We start from the raw sequence: 23,386 nt of genomic DNA on the forward strand, positions 1-23,386 counted from the left end.
CCGCCTGTAGGAGCCAGGCTTGCCGGCGAAGAACGATGACGCGGTGCGATAGATACACCGCGGCGCCTGGTTCGCTGTAGGAGCCAGGCTTGCCGGCGAAGAACGATGACGCGGTGCGATAGATACACCGCGGCGCCTGGTTCGCGGGCAAGCCTCGCTCCTACAGGATTAATGCGAGGCCTACGATCACTGTCATTTCCAGCAATTCCAGCAACGCCCCCGCCGTATCGCCCGTCGTCCCGCCCAATCGCCGCAGCATCGCGTGCCGCAACCAGGCAAATACCAGCGCTGCCAGCACAACGGCCAAAACCCCACTGAGACCCGCCACCAGCACACAGGCCACCGCACTGACCGCCAACACCTGCATACCCGCCAGACGCGGCAAATGATCAGCCAGCGCCTGTCCCAAACCACCGGGACGCACATAAGGCGTGGTCAGGAACAACCCCAACATCGCGCCACGACCAATCAATGGAGCAATGATCAAGGCAACGCTGTGTTGCTGCTCGATCAAGGCCAGCAACGCGGCGAACTTGAGCAGCAGCACCAGCACCAGCGTCACCACCGCGATCGGCCCGCTGCGAGGGTCTTTCATGATCGTCAGCGTGCGCTCGCGGTCACCGAACCCGCCGAGCCAGGCATCGGCGCTGTCGGCCAGGCCATCGAGATGCAATCCGCCGCTTAGCAACACCCACGCAGTCAACAACAACGCCGCGTGCAGCAACGAAGGCGTGCCCGGCAAGAGCCAGTTCAGCGCCCACAGAATCACGCCGATCAGTAAACCGACCAGCGGATAAAACAGCAGCGAGCGCCCCACTTCCTGTGGCGTAGGCATGCCCGGCAGACGAATCGGCAGGCTGCTCAAAAATTGCAGGGCGATCCAGAACGGCAGCATATTCAGTTCGCTTCCGTTAACAAGCCGCCGGACCCGATGGCCAGCGAAAACAACGCGCCATGGCCGACTTCGACGCTGAGCAATTGTTCACGCGGCAATCCCCGCGCCTGGGCCAGCAACAAACGCATCACACCGCCATGACTGATCAGCAATATCCGCTGCCCCGCGTAGCTCGCCTGCAACCGCCCGACCGCTGCCAACACCCGCGTCGAAAAATCCTCGACCCGCTCACCTTCAGGCGGCGTAAACGAATACGGATCGGCCCAGAACAGACCCAATGCTTCGGCATCGGTCTCCATCAGCGTCGCAGCGCTTTGCCCTTCCCAGGTCCCGAAATGCAACTCCTGAAGATCTTTATCCAATTGCACGGGTAAACCCAGTTGCGTTCCGAGTTCTTCGGCGAACCGTGAACAGCGTTGCAACGGTGAGCTGACCAGGCGATCCCAAGGCCCGCGCTCGAGCACCGCCGCGCGCATCTGCGCCCAGCCTTTATCGGTCAGCGCATCGTCGAGGCTGCCGCGCAGGCCACCGCCGAGTTCGGTTTCGCCATGGCGCAAGAGATCAAGGTGCAAGGTCATGCCGGACGATCCGCTACCGCGGCTTCGGCAAAGGTCGCCATCTGCCCGTGAAGATCGCAGGCCAGGCGCAGCAACGGCACCGCCAACGCGGCGCCACTGCCCTCGCCCAGGCGCAGCCCCAACTCCAGCAGGGGGGCGGCGTTCAGGGTTTCCAGTACATGGCGATGACCCGGCTCGGCACCGCGATGGCCGAACAACAGCCATTCGCGGCAATCAGGGTTCAGGCGCACCGCGACCAACGCGGCAACACTGCAGATGAACCCGTCCACCAGCACCGCGACACCTTCCTGGGCACACGCCAGGTACGCGCCGACCAGTGCCGCGATTTCAAAACCACCGAGGTTGAACAGGGTTTGCAGCACATCGCCACGCTGAGCGCCGTGCAACGTCAACGCGCGCTCGATGACCTGAGCCTTATGGCTGACACCCGCCGCGTCGAGTCCGGTGCCCGGCCCGGCCAGATGCAGCACCGGGCAATCGAGCAAGGCGCAGGCCAGGGCGCTGGCCGCGGTGGTGTTGCCGATGCCCATTTCACCGCCGATGAACAACTGCGCGCCCGCCGCGATGGCTCGCCGCACGCTGTCGCGACCGGCCTGCAAGGCGAGTTCGCCCTGGCCCCGGGTCATGGCCGGACCGTCCACGAAATTGGCGGTGCCCGGGCCGAGGTTGAGGTGACGTACCCCCGGCAGATTCAGCGACAGTGTCACGGTACCCAGGTCGACCACTTCAAGGGAGGCCCCCAGTTGCCGCGCCAACACGCTGATCGCCGCACCGCCGTTGACGAAATTGAGCAGCATCTGCCCGGTGACTGCCTGGGGAAACGCCGACACCCCTTCGGCGACCACGCCATGGTCACCGGCGAATATCGCGATCCACAGCTGATCCAGGCTCGGCTTTACCCGCCCCTGCAGCCCGGCCAATTGCACCGCCACCGACTCGAGACGGCCGAGGGAGCCGGCAGGTTTGGTGAGTTGTTGCTGACGTGCCTCAGCCTGTTCGACGATTTGGGCGTCGATTGGCTTGCACGGGTTCAGCCACCAGGATTGAGTCATGACGCAGTTCCTTTCAAAGTCAGGGGCAGGCCGGCGACGGTCAGGACGACGCGCTGACAACGTTCGGCCAAGGCTTGATGCAGCCAGCCGGCTTCATCGACATAGCGGCGAGTCAATTCGCCCAGTGGCACGACACCCATTCCGGTTTCGTTGCTGACAAAAATAATCTCGCCCGGCAGCGATGCCAGGCAGTCGAGCAGGGCTTCGCGTTCGACCACCAGACGCTCGGCATTTTCGAGCATCAGCAGATTGGTCATCCACAGCGTCAGGCAGTCCACCAGCAGGCAACGATCGACGCTGGCGGTTTCGCGCAGGACGCGGGCCAGTTCGACGGGTTCTTCAATCAACGCCCATTCGGCCGGACGACGGGCGCGGTGATGGGCGACCCGATCGTTCATTTCTCCGTCCAGGGGTTGGCTGGTGGCGATGTAGGTCACTGCCAGACCACTGTCGGAGGCGAGTTTTTCGGCCAGGCGACTTTTGCCGGAGCGGGCGCCGCCGAGGATTAGTTGCAGCATGGTTCATTCCTTAAAATCTTCGGTGAGGCGACTGCCGCCTTCGCGAGCAAGCCCGCTCCCACAGGGATTTGCGTCGTACACAAAACCTGCTCCCGACACAAAACCCTGTGGGAGCGGGCTTGCTCCGGGCGGCGTTCCGACGATGAGGCCGGCACAGGCACCTCAAAAACCACAGAGCTCACGCAACAATCGGGTATCCAGATGCTTCTCCACCAGATCCGCCAAGCGCTCGATATCCCGCTCACGCAACCCGTGATAATCCACCTCCTGCACTTCCTGCAAACCCGCCCAACGCAACAACGCACTGCACGCCGCCGGCGATTCGAACAGGCCATGCAAATAGGTGCCGAAAATCTGCCCATCAGTACTTTGCGCGCCATCGCAGCGACCATCGTCCAGCTGCACGGCCGCGTTTGCCAGCGCCGGCCCGGTGGTCACCCCGGCATGGATTTCATAGCCCGTGACCGGCGCATCTTCCAGCGCCAGGCGCCCGCGCACATTGCGCAGCTGCTTCTCTTGCTCAAGCTGCGTCTCGAAGGCCAGCCACCCCAAACCGGCGCTCGAACCCGGCGCACCTTCGAGGCCCAGCGGGTCATGCACCTGTTCACCGAGCATTTGCAGACCGCCACAGATGCCCAGCACTTTGCCGCCATAGCGCAGATGACGACTGATGGCGCTGTCCCAGCCATTGGCCCGCAGATACGCCAGATCGCTGCGCACGCTTTTCGAACCGGGAAGAATGATCAGGTCGGCGGGCGGGATCGCCTGGCCGGGGCCGATGAATTGCAGGTCCACTTGCGGGTGCAGGCGCAGCGGATCGAAATCGGTGTGGTTGCTGATCCGCGGCAGCACCGGCACCAGCACTTTGAGCACCTGGTCCGCCTTGTCGGTCTGGCGCTGGTCGATACCGTCCTCGGCTTCCAGGTGCAGGTCCATCACATAGGGCAACACGCCGATCACCGGTTTGCCGGTGCGCGCCTCCAGCCAATCCAGCCCCGGCTGCAGCAACGCGAGGTCGCCGCGGAAGCGGTTGATGATGAACCCTTTGACCCGTGCCTGCTCGCTCGGCGACAGCAACTCCAGCGTGCCCACCAGATGGGCGAAAACCCCGCCGCGATTGATGTCGGCAATCAGCACCACCGGGCAGTCCACCGCTTCGGCAAACCCCATGTTGGCGATGTCGCCGGCACGCAGATTGATCTCGGCCGGCGAACCGGCGCCTTCGACCATGACCACCGGATAAGCTGCACTCAGCCGCTCATGGGAAGCCAGCACCGCTTGCATGGCGATGGCTTTGTAGTCGTGATAGGCCACCGCATTCATGGTCGTGACGGCGCGGCCATGGATGATCACCTGGGCGCCGGTATCGCTGTTGGGCTTGAGCAGCACCGGGTTCATGTCGGTGTGCGGCTCAAGGTTGGCCGCCTGGGCCTGCACCGCTTGCGCGCGACCGATTTCACCGCCATCGGCGGTCACGGCACTGTTCAGCGCCATGTTCTGTGGCTTGAACGGCACGACGCTGACGCCCTGCCGGGTGACCCAGCGACAGAGCGCCGTCACCAGCGTGCTCTTACCGGCGTCCGACGTGGTGCCTTGCACCATCAACGTAGTCATTGGCTTTCCTTGGCATAGGCTTCGAATGCTTGCGCGAGACGTGCCCAGTCGGCTTCATCGGCGGGCAAGCCGAATCGCAAGCTGCTGTTGTGGGTGAATAACCGCAGCAGAATGCCGCGCCGGGCCATGAATTCATGCAGTGCTTCGGCGCGCTCGGTGATCAGCCATTGAAACAGCGCGCAACCGCCGTGGGGGGCGAAACCCTGTTGTGCCAGCAGCCGCGCCAGGCGCTCGCTGGCCACTTCGGTGCGCAGCCGTTGGCGGGTGTGGCCTTCGGTGTCCAGCAGGCAGGCCTGCCCCACTACCCGGGTCGGCCCGCTGACCGCCCACGGCCCTACCTGCTCGGCCAGCAACTTGAGCAGCCTGCGTTCGGCCAGCACGAACCCCAGGCGCACCCCGGCCAGGCCAAAAAACTTGCCGAAGGAACGCAGCACGATCAACCCGACCTGATCGGCAAAAGGCGCCAGGCTCAGGTTCGGCGTGTTGTCCATGAACGCTTCGTCCACGACCAGCCAGCCACCGCGCTGGGCCAGTTTCGCATGCCAATCGAGCAGGCGACTCGGGTCCAGGCTCAGGCCGGTGGGATTGTTCGGGTTGACCACCACCAGCACGTCGAGGCTGTCGAGAAAGAAGTCGACTTCCTGCTCCAGCACTTCACGCACGATGTAGCCACTGCGGCGCCAGGCTTCGGCGTGCTCGGCGTAACAGGGGGAAAGCACCCCGACCTTGCCGATGCGACGCAAACGCGGCAACAGCTGGATCGCCATTTGCGAACCGGCCACCGGCAGCACCTGTGCGGCACCGTAGTAGTCGCAGGCGGCCTGCTCCAGTCCGTCATCGGTTTCCGGCAAGCGCGCCCAGGCGCGCAACGGGATATCCGGGACCGCAAACGGCCAAGGCGCGAGGCCGCTGGACAGGTCCAGCCAGTCGGCTTCGGCGATGCCGTATTCGCGTGCCGCCTTGCGCAATCGACCGCCGTGCTCAAGCATAAAATTCAGCCCCCACGCAAAGGATCAGCAACCATAACCATACCCCGCGCTTGACCAATTGCCAGCCACGGTCGATGGAGTCGGCATCCGCCGGCAGGCCTTCACCGAGTTGCGGGCGCAGATGCAGTTCACCGTGATAGATCGCCGCCCCGCCCAACTCGACCCCGAGGGCACCGGCACCGGCGGCCATCACCGGCCCGGCATTCGGGCTGTCCCAGGTCGGCCCCTGGGTGCGCCAGCATCTCAACGCCAGGCGGGTCTTGCCGAGCAGCGCGTAAGTCAACGCCACCAGGCGTGCGGGAATGTAATTGAGCACGTCGTCGATCCTGGCCGCGGCCCAGCCGAAACGTTCGAAGCGCTCGTTACGGTAACCCCACATCGCGTCGAGGGTATTGCTCAGGCGATACAGCACCACACCGGGCACTCCTGCCACGGCGAACCAGAACAGCGCGGCAAATACCGCGTCGCTGCCGTTCTCCAAAACCGATTCGGTGGCAGCGCGGGCGACTTCGGTTTTATCCAGTTCGCTGGTCTGGCGGCTGACCAGGTACCCCACGCGTTTGCGCGCTTCTTCAATATCATCGCTGCGCAGGGCCTTGGCCACCGGCTCGACGTGTTCGCCGAGGCTGCGCATTCCGAGGGCGCAATAAAGCGCGAGAATGTCGACGATCCAGCCGACATAAGGCGCCCAGGAAAACGCCGTGGCCAGCAAGGTCAACGGCACGACCGCGATGAACCACGCGGTGACGCCGTGACTGCGCCAGCCGCGACCTTCGCTGTTGAAACGTTGCTCGATGCGGTCGGCAAAACGGCCGAATGCCACCAGCGGATGCCAGCGTTTGGGTTCACCCAGCAGCGCATCCAGCGCCACCGCGGCGACACTCAATAACGCCACACTCATTGACTCACTCCCCAATAATTTTCATACAGCAATTCGCCGAGCGGACGCGCCTGCGCCCAGCCTTCGAGTACCAGCATCGGCGCTGGATAAAATTCCTGGACCGGCCCCAGGCACAGCACGGCCAACGGCTTGGCGCCAACGGGCATTTCCAGCAAGTCGGCCAAGGCTTGCGGCTCGAACAACGAGACCCAACCCATGCCCAGTCCTTCGGCGCGGGACGCCAGCCACAGGTTCTGGATGGCGCAGGACAAGGAGGCCATGTCCATTTCCGGCAAGGTGCGGCGGCCGAAGATATGCCGGTCGCGATCATCCATCAGGGCAGCGACCAGTACTTCGGCGCAGTCGTTGATGCCTTCTACCTTGAGCTTCATGAATTCGTCGCTGCGCTCGCCGAGGGCTTCGGCGGTGCGGATGCGTTCTTCTTCCACCAACTGCTGGATTTTGCCGCGCAGGGCACGGTCGCTGATGCGAATGAAGCGCCAGGGCTGCATCAGGCCCACGCTCGGGGCCTGGTGGGCGGCTTCCAGCAGGCGCCGCAGTAGTTCGGGCGCGACGGTGCCGCCGGTGAAGTGGCGCATGTCGCGGCGTTCGGCGATCACACGGTAGACCGCTTCGCGTTCGGCTTCGGTAAATGCGTTGTCAGTCATGGCCTCTTCGCGAGCAAGCCCGCTCCCACATTTGATAGCGGTGCCCATGAGGTCTCTGGTACGACGCGGTCCAGTGTGGGAGCGGGCTTGCTCGCGAAGGCGTCCTCACGGTCAGGCGCGAACAGTGCGGCTACAGCAGTCGGATTCGACGGAAAATAAAAATGCACATAAGAGGCTGTCATCCGCCCCTGACGATAAACCGCCTCCGCCCCACGCCCGCCATTCGGGCTCAGCCCACGGGCAATCGGCTCAAGCCCGGTGCTGGTCAACGAATGATGATAAGTGTGCCCACGCAGCAAACCTTCCGGCAGTTCAACCGCCTGCAAAGCCAACGCAGCCAGACGCTTTTGCATCACCGCATCCCCGGCCAACAAGCCGACCAATTCGGCACGGGTGCCTTCGACATCGGTCAACGAATCCAGCAGATACAACATGCCACCGCACTCGGCCAGCAACGGTTTGCCCGCCCCATGGTGAGCGCGAATCGCGTCGAGCATCGATGTGTTCCGTGACAGCGCCACATGGTGCAATTCCGGATAACCGCCCGGCAGGTAGAGACTGTCCGCCTGCGGCAATCCGGCATCCCGGATCGGCGAGAAAAACAGTAACTCGGCGCCCATGGCGCGCAGCAGATCCAGGCTCGCGCCATAGGTGAAGGCAAAGGCTTCGTCGCGGGCCACGGCGATCCGCACGCCGGCCAACAACGGCTCGGCAGCGATCACATCGGGTGCGGCGAATTCCACGGCCGGTGGCAACGCCACCTCGCAACTGCTGGCCAGGGCATCGGCCGCTGCGTCGAGGCGCAGATCGAGATCGTTCAACTCGCTGGCCTGGACCAGCCCCAAATGACGGCTCGGCAGCTCGATCCCGGTCTCCCGGGACAAGGCGCCATACCAGCGCAAGCCTTCAGTCAGGCTGCCTTCGAGCAATTGCGCATGGCGCAAGGTGCCCACGCGGTTGGCCAGCACACCGGCAAACGGCAAGTCCGGCTGATAGCGCGCCAGCCCCAGGGCCAGCGCGCCAAAGGTCTGGGCCATGGCAGTGCCGTCGATCACACCCAGCACCGGCACACCGAAGTGCCGCGCCAGGTCGGCGCTGGACGGTGTACCGTCGAACAGCCCCATGACCCCTTCGATCAGGATCAGGTCGGCTTCACCTGCGGCTTCCCACAACAGTCGACGACTTTCCTGCTCGCCGACCATCCACATGTCCAGTTGATACACCGGCGCACCGCTGGCGCGCTCGAGAATCATCGGGTCGAGGAAGTCCGGACCGCATTTGAAGACCCGCACCTTGCGCCCCTGATTGCGGTGCAACCGGGCCAGCGCAGCGGTGACGGTGGTCTTGCCCTGACCGGAGGCCGGCGCGGCAATCAAGACCGCCGGGCAATGACGTGGCTGACTCACAATTCGACGCCTTTTTGCGCCTTGATACCGGCCTGGAACGCGTGTTTGATCACGCCCATTTCGGTCACGGTGTCGGCCAGTTCGATCATTTCCGGTTTGGCACCGCGACCGGTGACCACCACATGCTGCATCGGCGGACGCGCCTGCAAGTCGCTGAGCACCTGATCGAGGTCGAGATAACCGTGCTTGAGGGCGATGTTCAACTCATCGAGTACCACCAGGCCGATGGACGGATCGCTCAGCAGTTCCCGGGACACGGCCCAGGCGGCTTCGGCGGCCGCGATATCACGCTGACGGTCCTGGGTTTCCCAGGTGAAGCCCTCGCCCATCACATGAAACCGCACTTGCTCCGGAAAACGGCGGAAGAACAATTCTTCGCCGGTGCTGTTGCGGCCCTTGATGAACTGCACCACGCCACACTGCATGCCATGGCCCAGGGAGCGGGCGAGCATGCCAAAGGCCGAACTGCTCTTGCCTTTGCCGTTGCCGGTCAGCACCAGCAGCAGGCCGCATTCGTTCGGGGAATTGGCGATGCGTTCATCGATCACGGCTTTCTTGCGCAGCATGCGCGCCAGGTGACGTTCATCACGATCGGGGGTATCAGTCATGGGGGAGCTCTCCGTTGGGGCTGGATAACGGCGGGCAGGCACAAGAATAGACGGCAAAAAGCCTGGCATCGCCCACCGTGATGCCGCTGGATGGATCAGGCCGGTCTCCGGGCTCATGAGCGGCGCTGGCCGAACTGCGCGCCTTCCCATGTCGGCTTCGACACAGTGGCTCAAGGCGCAGTCTTCACTCATTTACCGTTGCGGGGGCAGCGTCGGGATCATGACGCTTCATCCTTCGAAGACCGTCATTCACCGACTTCCCTGTTTCACTCTGTCGGCCATGGCCACAGAGCACCTGAAACAAGCCGCGAAGGTTAGAGGGTTGGGGGTGGAGCGTCAATTGAGAAAGAGCCCCGCTGACCGGTTGAACCATCGCGCCTCTGGGCTTCTCTATGTTTGTATCACTGCGTCCATAGGGAAGATCAGCATGCGCAATCCCCAGCTCGTTCTCGTCATCGCGTTCGCCGGTGGACTCGCCGCCTGCGGTGAAACCTCCAGCCTGCAAGTCATGGACGGCACCGGACCGTCGCCCAGGCTGCCGGAACCGAACAAGACCCTGATCCCGACGGTGAACGTCGCCCCGGCGATCGGCTGGCCAGACGGCGCGAAACCCGTCGCCGCGACGGGGACTCAGGTTGCCGCCTTTGCCGAAGGCCTCGATCACCCGCGCTGGCTGTATGTATTGCCCAACGGCGACGTGCTGGTCGCTGAAACCAACGCGCCACCGAAGCCCGATGACGGCAAAGGCGTCAAAGGCTGGGTCATGAAGAAAGTCATGGGCCGTGCCGGTGCTGGCGTACCGAGCCCGAACCGCATCACGTTGCTGCGAGACAAGGACCACGATGGCATTGCCGAAACCCGGACGGTGTTCCTGGAAAACCTCAATTCGCCGTTCGGCATGACCCTGGTCGGCACTGACCTGTACGTTGCCGATACCGACCGCTTGCTGCGGTTCCACTACGAAGAGGGCGAGACGGCGATCAAGTCGCCCCCGATCAAAGTGGTCGATCTGCCGGGCGGCACGCTCAATCATCATTGGACCAAAAACGTCATCGCCAGCAAGGACGGGAGCAAGCTATACGTGACGGTGGGTTCCAACAGCAATGTCGCCGAAAACGGCATGGACCAGGAAGAAGGTCGCGCGGCGATCTGGGAAGTGGACCGCGCCACCGGCAACCATCGGATCTTTGCTTCGGGGATCCGCAATCCCAACGGCCTGGCCTGGGAACCCCAGAGTGGAGCGCTGTGGACCGCCGTCAATGAGCGTGACGAAATCGGCAGCGACCTGGTACCGGACTACATCACTTCAGTGAAGGACGGCGGGTTCTACGGCTGGCCTTACAGCTATTACGGACAACACGTCGATGCGCGCGTGACCCCGCAGAATCCGGACCTGGTGGCCAAGGCCATTGCGCCAGACTACGCGGTCGGCCCGCACACGGCATCGCTGGGCCTGACCTTTGCCGAAGGCAACACCCTGCCGACGCAGTTCAAGGAAGGCGCCTTCATCGGCCAGCATGGCTCATGGAACCGCGACCCGCACAGTGGCTATAAAGTGATTTTCGTGCCATTCAGCGCGGGCAAACCGGTCGGGCAGCCGGTCGATGTGCTCACCGGGTTCCTCACCGACGATGAAAAAGCCATGGGTCGGCCGGTGGGGGTGGTGATCGATCGGCAGGGCGGTTTGCTGGTGGCGGATGATGTGGGGAACAAGGTGTGGCGGGTGTCGGCGACTAAATAGCTGCAATACCCATCACTTACGGGACACACACAGCACCTGTGGGAGCGAGCCTGCTCCGGGCGGCGATCCGACGATGGCAGTGGACCAGGCAACATCGATGTTGACTGTGCTGGCCCCATCGCGAGCAAGCTCGCTCCCACAGGGGATCGCATTTTGATCAAACAACCCAGTCGACTCTGGGAGCGAGCTTGCTCGCGATGGGGCCAGCAAGGCCACTCAAAAATCGCCCGCCTAGCGCTTGCGGCACAAGGTCAACCCATCACCAAGCGGCAACAACGACAAATCCACCCGCACGTCATCCTTCAAGGCCCGATTGAGCCCTTGGATGGCGCGGGTATCGGCGCTTTCAGGATTGTCCTCGAGCACCCGCCCGCTCCACAGGGTGTTATCGAACACCGCCAGCCCACCGACCCGCAGCAAGCGCAGCGCATGCTCCAGATAGCTTGGGTAATTGGCTTTGTCGGCATCGATGAAGACCAGGTCGAACTGTCCTGGCTGATCCAGCTGGGCCAGGGTTTCCAGCGCTGGCGCCAACCGCAGATCGATCCGCTGCGCCAGACCCGCCTCCTGCCAGTAACGGCGCGCGGTCGCGTTGTAGTCGCCGGGGATGTCGCAGCAGATCAGCGAACCGTCATCCGGCAATGCCGCCGCCATGCACAAGGCGCTGTAACCGGTGAAGGTACCTACTTCCAGCACACGCCTGGCGCCGGTGAGTTTCACCAGCAACGCAAGGAATTGCCCCTGTTCCGGCGCCACCTGCCAGCGCGCCATGGGCAGCGCCTGGGTTTCATCACGCAAGCGCTTGAGCAGCGGCGTCTCCCTGAGGGAGACGTCGAGCAGGTATTGATACAGGGAATCATCGAGATTGAGCGTGCGAGCGGTCATGACCAGATTCTTCAAGCTATCTATGGGTTATGGGCCAGATGCTCTGGTTGTAACACACGCTTGGCGCTCAGGTAGGCTTTCTGCCAATAGGACTTGGACAAGCTGTCGAGCTTGACCGTACCGCCCGTGGCCGGCGCATGGACAAAGCGACCTTCACCGACATAGATCCCGGCGTGGCTGACCTGGGAGCCGCCATTGGTGGCAAAGAACAACAGGTCACCGGTCTGCAGGCCTTCCTTGCCGACACTGGCCGCTTGCATGCCGATCATCTCGCGCGTCGTGCGCGGCAAGGCAATACCGGCAACATCGCGGTAGACGTAGCCGATCAGCCCGCTGCAATCAAAGCCCGAATCTGGCGTATTGCCGCCCCACCGATAGGGCGTGCCGACGAGGCCGAGCGCACGAAACAGTACGTCTTCGGCGGCGGGAGAAAAGGCTTGGGAAGGACCGAAAACCAGCGGCGCGCGAATCACCGGTGCTGGCGGTGGTGTGCGGCTGGCGCAGGCGCTGAGCAGCGCTGCAAAGAACATGATTGCGAGGCGGGCCGACATCGTCATGGGCAGAACATCCTGATCTCGCTGCGGCTTTTTCCACCGACAGGGCAGAAAAGAAAACCGCCTGCGCAGGACGCAGGCGGTTTGCCATCAATATTAGATCAGGATTCTAGCTGCTGCACGGCAAACTTCAAGTAAGACTTTAAGTTCACCTTACAAAATGTCCGCTTACTTGCGTGCCGTGACGATCGTCGGGGTCGAATCCGGCGCCATGGCGAGCGCGCGCTTGGCTTCGATGAAGGTCTTGCTCCAGTAGCTGTCGCCCAGGCTGTCAATCCGCACACCACCGCTGCGGCGGCTGCTGGAATGGATGAACTGGTTGTCGCCCAGGTAGATCCCGGCGTGACTGACGCGCCCACGACGGCCATTGGTGGCGAAGAACAACAAGTCACCTGGCTTCAGATCGCTGCGGGTCACCAACGGGGCGTCCACGTTGATCATTTCCCGAGTCGAGCGCGGCAGGTTCATACCGGCCTCTTCACGAAACAGATAACCAATGAAACCGCTGCAATCGAAGCCGGCCTCGGAGGTGCCACCGAAACGGTAACGGGTGCCGATCAGGGACATGCCGCGTTCGAGGATGCTGTCGGCCAGAACCGGAAGCTGGTAGGACTTGCCATTGCCGAAGCTGGCGAGCTCTTTATCGGAGGCTGCCTCTTGCTCGATCGCTTCCTGGAGAAGAACGGAACTCGATTGGGCGGTAACGGAATTGATAACCTGCTGATTTTGCTCTTGCTGGGGCGCTGGAGTATGAGCAGCGCAACCGAACAACAGGGTGACGAGTGCGAGGGGCACGAGGGGTGCGAAGCGCTTGAGCATGGGCACGACCGTGGCTGATAGTTATAAAAGAAGCCGCGACTATGCCCGCAATCATGCTCATTTGCAAATTCAATCGAACTTTGTGTGACTTCCCGGCTTCTCGATTACATCTAAGCGCTCACCCCCGATTTAGTCGTCGCGCAGCCTGCAGGCCTGTAGGCATGCAGATTTTTTGGCGTCTGAAAACCGCCGAAACCTGCGTCAGGCATGGGTATCACCAGCCCAACGTTTCTTTGAGAAACGGAATCGTCAACTTGCGCTGGGCTTGAAGAGAAGCCTGGTCGAGGCGCTCGAGCAACTCGAACAGCGCGCTCATGCTGCGAGTGCCGCGCGTCAGGATGAAATGCCCGACTTCGTCGGTCAGGTGCAAGCCGCGACGAGAAGCGCGCAGCTGCAAGGCGCGCAATTTGTCTTCGTCGGAGAGTGGGCGCATCTGGAAGATCAGGGCCAGGGTCAGCCGGGATTTGAGATCCGCCAGCTTGACCGGCAACTCTCGCGGGGACGTCGAGGCGGCGATCAACAGGCGCCGACCGCTGTCACGCAGACGGTTGAACAGATGGAACAGTGCCTCCTCCCAATCCGCGCGCCCGGCGACTGCCTGCAAGTCATCCAGGCAGACCAGCTCGTATTGTTCGAGGTTGTCGAGGATTTCGATGCCACGATCCAGCAGCTCGGCCAATGGCAGATACACTGCCGGTTCGCCCAGCTGTTCGAAACGCAGGCAGGCCGCCTGCAGCAGATGCGTACGCCCTACCCCGTCCTTGCCCCAGAGATAAATCAGGCTTTCGGTCCAGCCGGCGTCGGCTTCGCAGAGCCGCTCGACATAGCCGAGTGCAGCGGCATTGGCGCCTGGGTAGTAATTGATAAAGGTAGCGTCGTCACGCAGACGCACACCTAGGGGCAGCTGAATCGGTTTCATGCTGACTGAACAGTTCCAGGGGAACCGTTAGTGGCCTCTGTGTAAAGTTTGCGAAGTTTATACCCGTGAAGCCGACCGCACAATGCGACAGACCACAAGCAAAATCAACGGTTTGCGTTAACGCACTGGTTTTATGGCAGTTTCTTTGGCGCTATGGGCGATAACACATGTAAAGGAGGCAGGCCAACCTGGCACTGAACCAGGCCGCCCGCGCCCCATCAGCAACCGGTCCTAGAGCTCAGGCTCGTCGACGCCACTGTACATGTCTGAATCCTTATACAAATCATGCACATGCCGCACCAGCACCATGATCACCGCCGCCACCGGCAGCGCCAGAAGCACGCCGGTGAAGCCGAACAGCTCGCCCCCCGCCAGAATCGCGAAGATCACCGCCACCGGATGCAGACCGATCCGGTCTCCCACCAGTAAAGGTGTCAGCACCATGCCTTCCAGGGCCTGGCCGACCATGAACACTGCGACGATGCCGACCATCGGGTACAGGTCGCCACCGAACTGGAACAGACCGGCAACCAATGCCGCACCTATCCCGATAACAAACCCCATATAAGGCACAATCGCGGCCAGACCGGCAATGAGACCGATCAACAGCCCCAGCTCCAGCCCTATCAGCATCAGGCCCGCCGCGTAGATCACGCCCAGCGCCACCATCACCAGAAACTGCCCGCGCACGAATGCACCCAGCACTTCATGGCATTCACCGGCCAGTGTCATCACACGCGCTTCGCGATCACGGGGCAGCAGGCCGCGGATCTTGGCCATCATCAGGTCCCAGTCCCGCAACAGGTAGAACATCACCACCGGGATCAGCACCAGATTCGCCAGCAAAGCGATCAATGCCAGCCCGGACGCCGTCGCCTGACTCAGCACCACGCCGACAATGTCAGTGGTCTGGCCCATGTGTTCGCTGATCGCTGCCTTGAGCTTGTCGAATTTCCAGAAACCGTCCGACAGGCCAAATTTCGATTGCGCCCAAGGCAGGGCGCTGTGCTGCAACCAGTCGAGCATCTGCGGCGTCAGTTCGTACAAGCGAAACAATTGCTTGGCGAGCATCGGCACCAACACCAATAGCAAGGCGGTGAAGATCAGGGTAAATAGCGCGAACACCGCTATCACGCCCCAGGTCCTGGACAGACCGGCTTTCTCCAGTCGATCTACAAGAGGGTCGAACAGATAGGCCAGCAGCAGCGCGACCAGAAAGGGCGTCAGGATCGGATGCAACAGCCAGAAAAACGCGCAGAGCAGGAACACCCCACCCAACCAGTACCAACGCCGCGTATCGGCCATGAACCACTCCAGCTTCTATATATAAGGAAAAACGATTTACCAGCGAAAACGCAGCTGCGGCGTCGGCTTCGCAGGCGCTGCCACGGCAGGTACCGAGCCATCAACCGAAGGCTGGACAGGGGTAGCGGGGGCTGGCGCCTCACCGGCCGGCACTTCCTGCAACCTGGCCAGGGATAATTGCGCCTTCAACTGTTCGACGCTGCCATTGACCCGATACAGGATGCGGTCGCCGTCGACGCTTTGCAGGCGCGCACCGAAGGGTTCGAGCAAACGCCCAAGGGCCGCATAGCGTTCCAGGTTCATGCCCTGCACTTCCAGCAATTGTTCGCTCGAAGCACCCGGCTTGACCACAAACCGTGGTGCCAGACGCTGATTGACCGCCAACATGACCGCATCGGCAACGGCGGCCTGATCCGCGCCCTGCACACTGCCGGCTTCTTTCTGATCGCCCAGCCACAGACGCCACTTGGCCTGCCACTGCCCCCCTTCTTCACGGGCATGCACGGCGAGCAAGGCATCGGCATTATAACGGCCCGAAGCGCCGCGCAACGGCGCCGGGTCCGCGCTTTCCAGATTCGGCGCGGTGGCCACGATCTGCTCATTCAGGTCCGCCAGCGGCAGGCGCAATGGCAAACCACGGTGTTGTGCCGCGCGGCGCAATGGCACCGCGCTGGCCTGACCATCGCCCACCAGGCTCGAGCCCTCGGTGGCATCGTTCAACCACCAGCCCAGGATCGACGGCCGGTTCGCGCCCCATAGCGACAATCCGGCCCGGCGCAATGCCTGCCCCGTGGCGGCCGGATCGAAATCGACCTTCAGCACCTCCGGCGGGCCTGCATCAAAACCGTATTGACTGATGATCTGCTGGGGATCCTTGCGCAGCGCCGCCAAACCCGGGCTTTGCGCCGCCTTGGGATCACCGGTCAAGCGCAATACCAGGGTATCCAGCGCTCGCTGGGTGGCTTGATCGCGCTCCTCGGGCGCCTGACTGCTGACAGGCTCGCGCACTTGATAAAGGCCTTTGACGGTTTCGGCCTGACTGGCAAGGCTGACCAAGGATAAACCGCCCATAAACAGCAATTTGATAAAACGCATGGAAGATTCCTGACAACGAGAGCGGCTGGAACAGACCGCATGAAGACAAACGAGCAAGGCTGTGACCCTCGCCCGACGCAAAACATTCACACGGCCCGGGTAAGTTTTTCGCACTGCCATAACGATAGACGGTTAATAGCTCTACCTTATACAGCCCTGCGCGAATGCACCAACCCCGGCAATTACAGTTTTTTTCAGCCGATATGCCCCTGCTGTCGGCCTGAGGATGGCCGCTGCCCCTCAAGCCTGATAAAATCGCGCGCCTTCGCAGACCGGCAACAGCCGGGCCCTTGAATTTGCGCTCGGCAATCGCCCTCGCCTGTACAAGTGGTCCCCTGGACCCGGTCGTTACCCCTGAATCCCCCCTAAAGGCCTGGATCATGAGCAAGCAACCCTCCCTGAGCTACAAGGACGCCGGTGTAGACATCGACGCCGGTGAAGCATTGGTCGAACGCATCAAGAGCGTCGCCAAGCGCACTGCGCGCCCGGAAGTCATGGGCGGCCTGGGCGGTTTTGGCGCCCTCTGCGAAATCCCGGCCGGCTACAAGCAGCCCGTGCTGGTTTCCGGTACTGACGGCGTCGGCACCAAGCTGCGCCTGGCACTGAACCTGAACAAGCACGACAGCATCGGCATCGACCTGGTGGCCATGTGCGTCAACGACCTGGTGGTCTGCGGTGCAGAGCCGCTGTTCTTCCTTGACTACTATGCCACCGGCAAGCTCAACGTCGAAACCGCGACCCAGGTCGTGACCGGCATCGGCGCCGGCTGCGAACTGTCCGGCTGCTCCCTGGTCGGCGGCGAAACCGCTGAAATGCCTGGCATGTACGAAGGCGAAGACTACGACCTGGCCGGCTTCTGCGTCGGCGTGGTGGAAAAATCCGAAATCATCGACGGCTCGAAAGTCGCTGCCGGCGATGCCCTGCTCGCCCTGCCGTCTTCCGGTCCGCACTCCAACGGTTACTCGCTGATCCGCAAGATCATCGAAGTGGCTGGTGCCGACATCGAAAACATCCAGCTCGACGGCAAGCCGCTGACCGACCTGCTGATGGCCCCGACCCGCATCTACGTGAAGCCGCTGCTCAAGCTGATCAAGGACACCGGCGCGGTCAAGGCCATGGCCCACATCACCGGCGGCGGCCTGCTGGACAACATCCCGCGCGTGCTGCCAAAAGGCGCTCAAGCGGTGGTTGACGTGGCAAGCTGGACTCGCCCTGCCGTGTTCGACTGGCTGCAAGAGCAAGGCAACGTCGACGAAAACGAGATGCACCGCGTGCTGAACTGCGGCGTGGGCATGGTCATCTGCGTCGCTCAGGAGCACGTCGAAACCGCGCTGAACGTGCTGCGTGAAGCCGGCGAGCAGCCTTGGGTCATCGGCCAGATCGCCACCGCTGCCGAAGGCGCGGCCCAGGTCGAACTGAAAAACCTCAAGGCCCACTGATGCAAGAGCGGATGTCTCAGACCTGTGATGTGGTGGTGCTGTTGTCCGGCAGCGGCAGTAACTTGCAGGCCTTGATCGACAGCACGCGGACCGGCGACAGCCCGGCCCGCATCGCTGCGGTGATCTCCAACCGCGCCGACGCCTACGGTCTGCAACGCGCCAGCGACGCGGGTATCGATACCCGCTGCCTGGATCACAAGGCTTTCGAAGGCCGCGAGGCCTTCGATGCCGCGCTGATCGAACTGATCGACGCCTTCAATCCCAAACTCGTGGTCCTGGCCGGCTTCATGCGCATTCTCAGCGCCGGCTTCGTACGTCATTACCAGGGTCGCCTGCTCAACATCCATCCCTCGCTGCTGCCCAAATACAAAGGGTTACACACTCACCAGCGCGCGCTGGAGGCCGGCGACACCGAGCACGGCTGCTCCGTGCACTTCGTCACCGAGGAACTCGATGGCGGACCGCTGGTCGTACAAGCAGTAATACCGGTAGAGTTGCAGGATTCGCCGCAGAGTCTGGCGCAGCGAGTCCATAGCCAGGAACACCTGATCTACCCGATGGCTGTACGCTGGTTTGCCGAAGGTCGTTTATCACTCGGCGAGCAAGGTGCTTTACTGGATGGAAAGCTACTCGCCGCCAGCGGCCACTTGATTCGAACCTAGGAGATTTTATGCGTCGCGCCCTGCTCTTCGCTTGCGCTCTGCTCGTCCTGCCTTTTGCGCAGGCTGCAGAACTTCAACCTTTCTCCGCCAGCTACACCGCCGACTGGAAGCAGTTGCCCATGAGCGGCACCGCCGAGCGCAGCCTGACCAAGCAGGCCAACGGCGCCTGGAAGCTCAGCTTCAAGGCCTCGATGATGATCGCAAGCCTCACCGAAGAAAGCACCCTGACCCTGGACAAGGACACCTTGCTTCCCCAGTCCTACCATTTTGAACGTGGCGGCCTGGGCAAAGCCAAGAAGGCTGACCTGGATTTCGACTGGACCAACAAAATGGTCACCGGCACCGATCGCGGCGACCCGGTCAAACTTCCGCTCAACCGCGGCATGGTCGACAAATCCACTTATCAGCTGGCCCTGCAGCATGACGTGGCCGCCGGCAAGAAAAGCATGAGCTATCAGGTCGTCGACGATGGCGAAGTCGATACCTATGACTTCCGCGTGCTGGGTTCGGAAAAAGTCGACACCAAGGCTGGCCAGATCGATGCGATCAAGGTCGAGCGCGTGCGCGATCCGACCCAGAGCAAACGCATCACCGTGCTGTGGTTCGCCAAGGACTGGGATTACCTGCTGGTCCGCCTGCAACAGGTCGAGACTGACGGCAAGGAGTACAACATCATGCTCCTGGACGGTACGGTCAACGGCAAGGCTGTCAAAGGCAGCTGATCCGGATCGATACGAAAGAGCCTCGCAGATGCGGGGCTTTTTTTTCGCCTTGCCTTGTAGGAGCCAGGCTTGCCGGCGAAGGCGCCCTTCAGAACGCCTTCGCCGGCAAGTCGGATCGCCGCACCGCTGGCTCCTACAGGGCACGAGGCAGGATCGAGAGAAAGTTATCCCGCGCGACTTTTCTGGCGACGTCTTCTGGCAAAGCGTCGAGAAACGGATCGAAGCTGCGCATTTCCTTACCAAGCTTGTTGAAACGCCCCACGACATCAGAGCCAAGCATGAAGCGCTCCGGGAAGCGCTCCACCAGTTTCAACCACTCGCCCCGAGGCTTGCCCTGCTCATCCAGCAGATAGGGGGTCAGCATGCTCCAGGACAGGTCGACGAACAGGTTGGGGTAAGCCTCAAGCATGCGGGTCAACGTCGGCAGCAGAAAGTCCAGCCGGGTCTGGTGGCGATGAATCTCGGCGCTGGTACCGGCGTGGGCCCAGATGAACCGGGTGTGCGGATGATTGCGCAGAGGCTCTTCGACCTCCGCCAGGTACAGTGGATTTTTTTCGCGCTTGGAGGTGATGTTGGAATGCAGCATCACCGGCAAATCGTTTTCAGCCGCCAAATGATAGATACGCGTCATGGCTTCGTTGTTGGCCCGTGGCGTGTCGCCGGAGGTCAGCGCAGTCAGGTCGTCATGGCGGGTAAAGACTTCGCCTATGCCCTGCCACAGACCGGGATTGAGATCGAGCATGCGCTGGATATGCGCCGCGGAGTTCTTGTCGTTGGGGTTGAAGCCTGACAGGAACGGGTGAAAGTACTGACGCTGCTCGGGGGCCAAGCTGTTCACAGCAGCGGCGACTATGACATCGGTGGCGCTGTACCAGTAGGCATCGGCATCATCGCCAGCGTAATAACGTGGACGCTTGGGTTCGTCCTCGTGCCATTTCTTGGCCACCGGAATGCCGGAAATCATCACATGCTCGATGCGATTGTCGGCCATGGCCTTGAGCAATTTCGGCATCCCGGCCGTTTCCTGAAAAAAGTCCACGTAGTGCAGGTGCGCGTCGCTGTAGGCATACTCCCGGGCGCTGGCAACGTGACAGGCAAAGACCAGCAGGCAGGCAACGCTGTAGCGGAACAGAGGCACGGGCGATCTCCGGAGGGTAGGAACAGCGTAGACCCCACAGCAAGGTCGAGGGTTCATCAGGGCAAGAAAGTGGAACGCTAACTTGCAGGAGTGCTCTATAACTTCAGGGTCTTTTTTGATCGAATGATTTTCCTGCAACCTGCGAGGTTTCCCATGACTGTTACCGTCAATACCGTTTCCGCCGAAGGTTTTCGTCACAGCGTCCAGATCGATGAGCACGAATTGTTTGCCGATGTACCCAAAGATATCGGCGGCGAAGGCACTGCGCCAGAACCCCATGACTACTTCGACGCCGCCCTCGGCGCCTGCAAGGCCGTGACCCTGAAGATGTACGCCAAAAAGAAAGACATCCCGCTGACCGGTGTCACGGTCGAGGTCAAACGCGATAACAGCCAAGAGCAGAAAGGCAAATACGCCCTGCACGTCAAACTGACCCTCAAGGGCGTACTCACCAACGCCCAGCGCGACGAACTGCATCGCGTAGCCGATCGCTGTCCGGTACACAAGCTGATGACCAGCACCGAGGTCAGCATCGAAACCCATCTGTCCGAAGGTGCGTTCAGCCAATAGCGGCAAGGGCTGCGCAAGCGGGTTATGCTCCACGCGTCACCCGCTCAGCCTGGAATGCACCATGAACACTCTGCTCGTGATCCGCCCCCGCGCCGAAGATGTCGAGGGCCAACCGATTCTTCGCCCCTTGCCGTCAGCCAAATGCCGCAGCGTCGGGCCTTTCGTGTTTTTCGACCACATGCTGCAAACCCGTTACCCGGCGGGCAAAGGCATGAACATCCGGCAGCACCCGCATATTGGCCTGTCTACCCTGACTTACTTGTTCGAAGGGCAAATCCAGCACAAGGACAGCCTCGGCTCCGACCAGGTGGTCGAGGCCGGGGATGTCAGCTGGATGACAGCCGGCAGCGCGATCGCCCATGTCGAGCGCACACCGCAAGCGTTGAAGGACAGTGGGTTCAGCATGCACGGGTTGCAGATCTGGCTGGCGTCGCCCAAGGAGCATGAACAAGGCCCGGGACACTACAGCCACCATCCAGCGGCCACACTGCCGGTCAGCGATAACCTTGGCGTGAAGATCCGGATGATTGCCGGGTCAGGCTTTTGCCTGATATCGCCGGTACCGGTGCTTTCTCCTACGCTGTATGCCGAATTGAACCTGCAAACGGCCACCACTTTGCTCATACCTGCCGAGCATGAAGAGCGCGCCCTGTATGTGTTGAGTGGCGAGGCGCAGCTGGATGGCGAGCTGTTGGAACCCCATACGCTGGCGGTGTTGCCTGCCGGGGAAGAGATGACGCTGTTCGCCGAGAGCGACTGCCACGCCGTGCTGTTCGGCGGCGCACCGCTGGATGGGCCGAGGCGGATCAACTGGAATTTTGTGGCGAGTGATCCGGCGGCCATCGAAGAAGCGCGGCGACGCTGGGCGGCCGGGGATTGGCCGACGGTGCCGGGGGAAAGCGAGCGGATCGAACTGCCGTAATCGTTGTATCGCCTGTCAGCGCCCTTGCGGGCAGACGAAAAAGCCCTGCTAATGCGGGGCTTCTTACCAGCAGACAGATGGGTTAATCAGGGGTCGGGTTATCGGTGAACATCCCGTAAAGCCAGGCCGATGTAGCACCAGCCTTGTAGGCAGTCGTTACCCACCGCCCGCCGGGTTGAATCACGCTATCTGCTGACCCTCCGGGATGGTACATGAATCCCGACCAACCAAATGTCTTGTCGAGAACGCCCTGCGGGGAAAATCGCGCGGCTACTTGTTCAAGCCCAGGCCCGGACTGACCAGAAACGAGTAGCTTACGATCATCTTGCTCGCAAAGGGTAGACCAACTTCCAAGAAACTCTCTCGTCACCACAGGTTTCCCATCATTAAATGACTTATCTGGATGGCCGTTTTCATCCAGGCCGACCAGCAACGCACCCGAGCTATCGCTGCCGCCGATGCAACGGAGGCCCCCATCCTTCAAAACCAGCAGATTTCTCAAGGGGATCGGCCCCTGAGCCTCAATCAATGCAAACCCTTTGTCTCCAAAACCGGTATCCAGATTGCCATCGGCTCCAACCCCAAGAACAAAGCCCTGGTTGCCAAGAGAACCTGCAACAAGAATCCGCCCATTGCTCTGGACAGCAACGCGCGCCGGTAAGAGCGTGCCCTGGGGATGGGAGAGTTCAGCTATACCACCCTTGCCAAAATCAGGATCCATGGTTCCATCGGGCAATAGCCTGATCAGCAGCGTTTTACTTTCACTCCTCGTAGAATATGCGCCGCATACCAGAATCTTGTCGTCGGACTGTAAACACCCTTCGACTCGGCTCATGGTTTCTTGCGGCTGCGGATACACCGGGAGTATTTTTCGGCCAAAAACCAAGTCCGGGCTTCCATTGGGGTTAAACCGAGTCAAGGCCGGCTGGCCGTATGGAATGGAAGAATAGGAAGCGCCTATCAAGAGGATTTTCTTGTCTGGTTGAAGCAACGCCCGCCACGGAGTCGAAGTCTTTCCATCTTCAAAACGCCACTTCAGCCACCCTCTATTATCAAAGTCAAGGTCCAGCTTGCCGTCCTTGTTAACCCGACAGAGACAGAACTCCTGACCTGCGGCCATCAACACCGTCAAAGAGTCAGTGTCGGCAATTAATGAAACGGCTGCTTTTGTTGGTGTCGGCACCTCGAATTTACCGCCCGTTGCAAACGAAGGATCGAGCTCACCAGGCACTGCCCTGCTGGTAATGTTTTGAGTTGGCATCGTTTATCTCCTCGCTGAAAAAGAACAACGCTCCCTCGGCATGGGCCCACTCAAAACTCGATGATCTCTGCGCCTTTTGCCGAAAGTATTGCGTTCACTCGAGACGATTCAAACATGCACCGGATCCGCCTGCTACTGTCAGAAAT

At 61.5% G+C, this 23,386-nt stretch carries 24 protein-coding genes and 1 riboswitch; of the genes, 6 read left to right on the forward strand and 18 right to left on the reverse strand.

The features are described 5' to 3' along the window. Window positions 1–160 precede the first annotated feature (160 nt). From PMA3_RS21085 to cobO, 10 genes are all read right to left on the reverse strand, one after another. Complete coding sequence (locus tag PMA3_RS21085) at window positions 161–895, reverse strand: adenosylcobinamide-GDP ribazoletransferase (RefSeq protein ID WP_064679002.1); 735 nt, start codon at window positions 893–895, stop codon at window positions 161–163. Between the two features lie 2 nt (window positions 896–897). After that, window positions 898–1,473 carry an alpha-ribazole phosphatase family protein gene (gene cobC, locus PMA3_RS21090; protein ID WP_064679003.1) on the reverse strand — a complete coding sequence of 192 codons (576 nt, stop codon included), beginning with the start codon at window positions 1,471–1,473 and terminating at the stop codon, window positions 898–900. Then, window positions 1,470–2,525, reverse strand: coding sequence for a nicotinate-nucleotide--dimethylbenzimidazole phosphoribosyltransferase (gene cobT / locus PMA3_RS21095; protein ID WP_064679004.1), 1,056 nt, complete (start codon window positions 2,523–2,525; stop codon window positions 1,470–1,472). Before cobT ends, cobC begins: the two co-directional genes overlap by 4 nt. Further along, on the reverse strand, window positions 2,522–3,043 hold the full coding sequence (cobU, locus tag PMA3_RS21100; RefSeq protein ID WP_064679005.1) for a bifunctional adenosylcobinamide kinase/adenosylcobinamide-phosphate guanylyltransferase: 522 nt from the start codon (window positions 3,041–3,043) through the stop codon (window positions 2,522–2,524). Before cobU ends, cobT begins: the two co-directional genes overlap by 4 nt. Before the next feature lie 162 nt (window positions 3,044–3,205). Further along, window positions 3,206–4,657: a cobyric acid synthase gene (locus PMA3_RS21105; protein WP_064679006.1), complete on the reverse strand. Its 1,452-nt coding sequence runs from the start codon at window positions 4,655–4,657 to the stop codon at window positions 3,206–3,208. Beyond that, the gene (cobD, locus tag PMA3_RS21110) at window positions 4,654–5,646 is read right to left on the reverse strand and encodes a threonine-phosphate decarboxylase CobD (RefSeq protein WP_064679007.1); all 993 of its coding nucleotides are present in this window, start codon (window positions 5,644–5,646) and stop codon (window positions 4,654–4,656) included. The genes PMA3_RS21105 and cobD overlap by 4 nt, the downstream gene beginning before the upstream one ends. Beyond that, window positions 5,639–6,547 carry an adenosylcobinamide-phosphate synthase CbiB gene (gene cbiB, locus PMA3_RS21115; protein ID WP_064679008.1) on the reverse strand — a complete coding sequence of 303 codons (909 nt, stop codon included), beginning with the start codon at window positions 6,545–6,547 and terminating at the stop codon, window positions 5,639–5,641. The genes cobD and cbiB overlap by 8 nt, the downstream gene beginning before the upstream one ends. Continuing rightward, the gene (bluB, locus tag PMA3_RS21120) at window positions 6,544–7,194 is read right to left on the reverse strand and encodes a 5,6-dimethylbenzimidazole synthase (protein ID WP_064679009.1); all 651 of its coding nucleotides are present in this window, start codon (window positions 7,192–7,194) and stop codon (window positions 6,544–6,546) included. The genes cbiB and bluB overlap by 4 nt, the downstream gene beginning before the upstream one ends. Then, window positions 7,191–8,600, reverse strand: coding sequence for a cobyrinic acid a,c-diamide synthase CobB (locus PMA3_RS21125; RefSeq protein WP_064679010.1), 1,410 nt, complete (start codon window positions 8,598–8,600; stop codon window positions 7,191–7,193). Before PMA3_RS21125 ends, bluB begins: the two co-directional genes overlap by 4 nt. Continuing rightward, entirely contained in the window at window positions 8,597–9,208 is a 612-nt protein-coding gene (gene cobO / locus PMA3_RS21130; protein ID WP_064679011.1) for a cob(I)yrinic acid a,c-diamide adenosyltransferase, read from the reverse strand. Before cobO ends, PMA3_RS21125 begins: the two co-directional genes overlap by 4 nt. An 81-nt stretch (window positions 9,209–9,289) precedes the next feature. Further along, a riboswitch (cobalamin riboswitch) is annotated at window positions 9,290–9,522 on the reverse strand. A 113-nt stretch (window positions 9,523–9,635) separates the two neighbouring features. Here cobO and PMA3_RS21135 point away from each other — a divergent pair. Further along, window positions 9,636–10,949 carry a PQQ-dependent sugar dehydrogenase gene (locus PMA3_RS21135; protein WP_064679012.1) on the forward strand — a complete coding sequence of 438 codons (1,314 nt, stop codon included), beginning with the start codon at window positions 9,636–9,638 and terminating at the stop codon, window positions 10,947–10,949. Window positions 10,950–11,180: 231 nt separating this feature from the next. Here PMA3_RS21135 and PMA3_RS21140 read toward each other — a convergent pair whose 3' ends face one another. From PMA3_RS21140 to PMA3_RS21165, 6 genes are all read right to left on the reverse strand, one after another. Further along, on the reverse strand, window positions 11,181–11,834 hold the full coding sequence (locus tag PMA3_RS21140) for an O-methyltransferase (RefSeq protein WP_064679013.1): 654 nt from the start codon (window positions 11,832–11,834) through the stop codon (window positions 11,181–11,183). A 20-nt stretch (window positions 11,835–11,854) separates the two neighbouring features. Next, the gene (locus tag PMA3_RS21145; RefSeq protein WP_064679014.1) at window positions 11,855–12,391 is read right to left on the reverse strand and encodes a C40 family peptidase; all 537 of its coding nucleotides are present in this window, start codon (window positions 12,389–12,391) and stop codon (window positions 11,855–11,857) included. Window positions 12,392–12,556: 165 nt separating this feature from the next. After that, window positions 12,557–13,207, reverse strand: coding sequence for a C40 family peptidase (locus tag PMA3_RS21150; protein WP_064679015.1), 651 nt, complete (start codon window positions 13,205–13,207; stop codon window positions 12,557–12,559). A gap of 214 nt (window positions 13,208–13,421) precedes the next feature. Next, a complete protein-coding gene (hda, locus tag PMA3_RS21155; protein WP_008033543.1) occupies window positions 13,422–14,126 on the reverse strand; it encodes a DnaA regulatory inactivator Hda in 705 nt (234 codons plus the stop codon). A 231-nt stretch (window positions 14,127–14,357) separates the two neighbouring features. Beyond that, the gene (locus PMA3_RS21160) at window positions 14,358–15,431 is read right to left on the reverse strand and encodes an AI-2E family transporter (protein WP_064679016.1); all 1,074 of its coding nucleotides are present in this window, start codon (window positions 15,429–15,431) and stop codon (window positions 14,358–14,360) included. 36 nt (window positions 15,432–15,467) lie between these two features. Then, complete coding sequence (locus tag PMA3_RS21165; protein WP_064679017.1) at window positions 15,468–16,526, reverse strand: DUF2066 domain-containing protein; 1,059 nt, start codon at window positions 16,524–16,526, stop codon at window positions 15,468–15,470. Between the two features lie 380 nt (window positions 16,527–16,906). Between PMA3_RS21165 and purM the strand changes: the two genes are divergently transcribed. The 3 genes from purM to PMA3_RS21180 are packed head-to-tail and all read left to right on the forward strand — an operon-like array spanning window position 16,907 to window position 19,349. Then, entirely contained in the window at window positions 16,907–17,965 is a 1,059-nt protein-coding gene (gene purM / locus PMA3_RS21170; protein WP_064679018.1) for a phosphoribosylformylglycinamidine cyclo-ligase, read from the forward strand. Between the two features lie 11 nt (window positions 17,966–17,976). Beyond that, complete coding sequence (gene purN, locus PMA3_RS21175) at window positions 17,977–18,627, forward strand: phosphoribosylglycinamide formyltransferase (RefSeq protein ID WP_064679019.1); 651 nt, start codon at window positions 17,977–17,979, stop codon at window positions 18,625–18,627. Window positions 18,628–18,635: 8 nt separating this feature from the next. Next, window positions 18,636–19,349, forward strand: a complete 714-nt coding sequence (locus tag PMA3_RS21180) for a DUF3108 domain-containing protein (RefSeq protein WP_064679020.1) — start codon at window positions 18,636–18,638, stop codon at window positions 19,347–19,349. Window positions 19,350–19,482: 133 nt separating this feature from the next. Here the strand turns inward: PMA3_RS21180 and PMA3_RS21185 are convergent, their stop codons facing one another. Then, a complete protein-coding gene (locus tag PMA3_RS21185) occupies window positions 19,483–20,487 on the reverse strand; it encodes an amidohydrolase family protein (protein WP_064679021.1) in 1,005 nt (334 codons plus the stop codon). 153 nt (window positions 20,488–20,640) lie between these two features. Between PMA3_RS21185 and PMA3_RS21190 the strand changes: the two genes are divergently transcribed. Both PMA3_RS21190 and PMA3_RS21195 read left to right on the forward strand, forming a co-directional pair. Further along, on the forward strand, window positions 20,641–21,057 hold the full coding sequence (locus PMA3_RS21190; RefSeq protein WP_064680771.1) for an OsmC family protein: 417 nt from the start codon (window positions 20,641–20,643) through the stop codon (window positions 21,055–21,057). A gap of 61 nt (window positions 21,058–21,118) precedes the next feature. After that, complete coding sequence (locus PMA3_RS21195) at window positions 21,119–21,979, forward strand: pirin family protein (RefSeq protein WP_064679022.1); 861 nt, start codon at window positions 21,119–21,121, stop codon at window positions 21,977–21,979. Window positions 21,980–22,061: 82 nt separating this feature from the next. Here the strand turns inward: PMA3_RS21195 and PMA3_RS21200 are convergent, their stop codons facing one another. Beyond that, on the reverse strand, window positions 22,062–23,240 hold the full coding sequence (locus PMA3_RS21200) for a hypothetical protein (protein ID WP_064679023.1): 1,179 nt from the start codon (window positions 23,238–23,240) through the stop codon (window positions 22,062–22,064). Window positions 23,241–23,386: the final 146 nt, after the last annotated feature.

It is taken from the genome of Pseudomonas silesiensis (genome assembly GCF_001661075.1).
In the GTDB taxonomy this organism is placed as follows: Bacteria; Pseudomonadota; Gammaproteobacteria; order Pseudomonadales; family Pseudomonadaceae; genus Aquipseudomonas; species Aquipseudomonas silesiensis.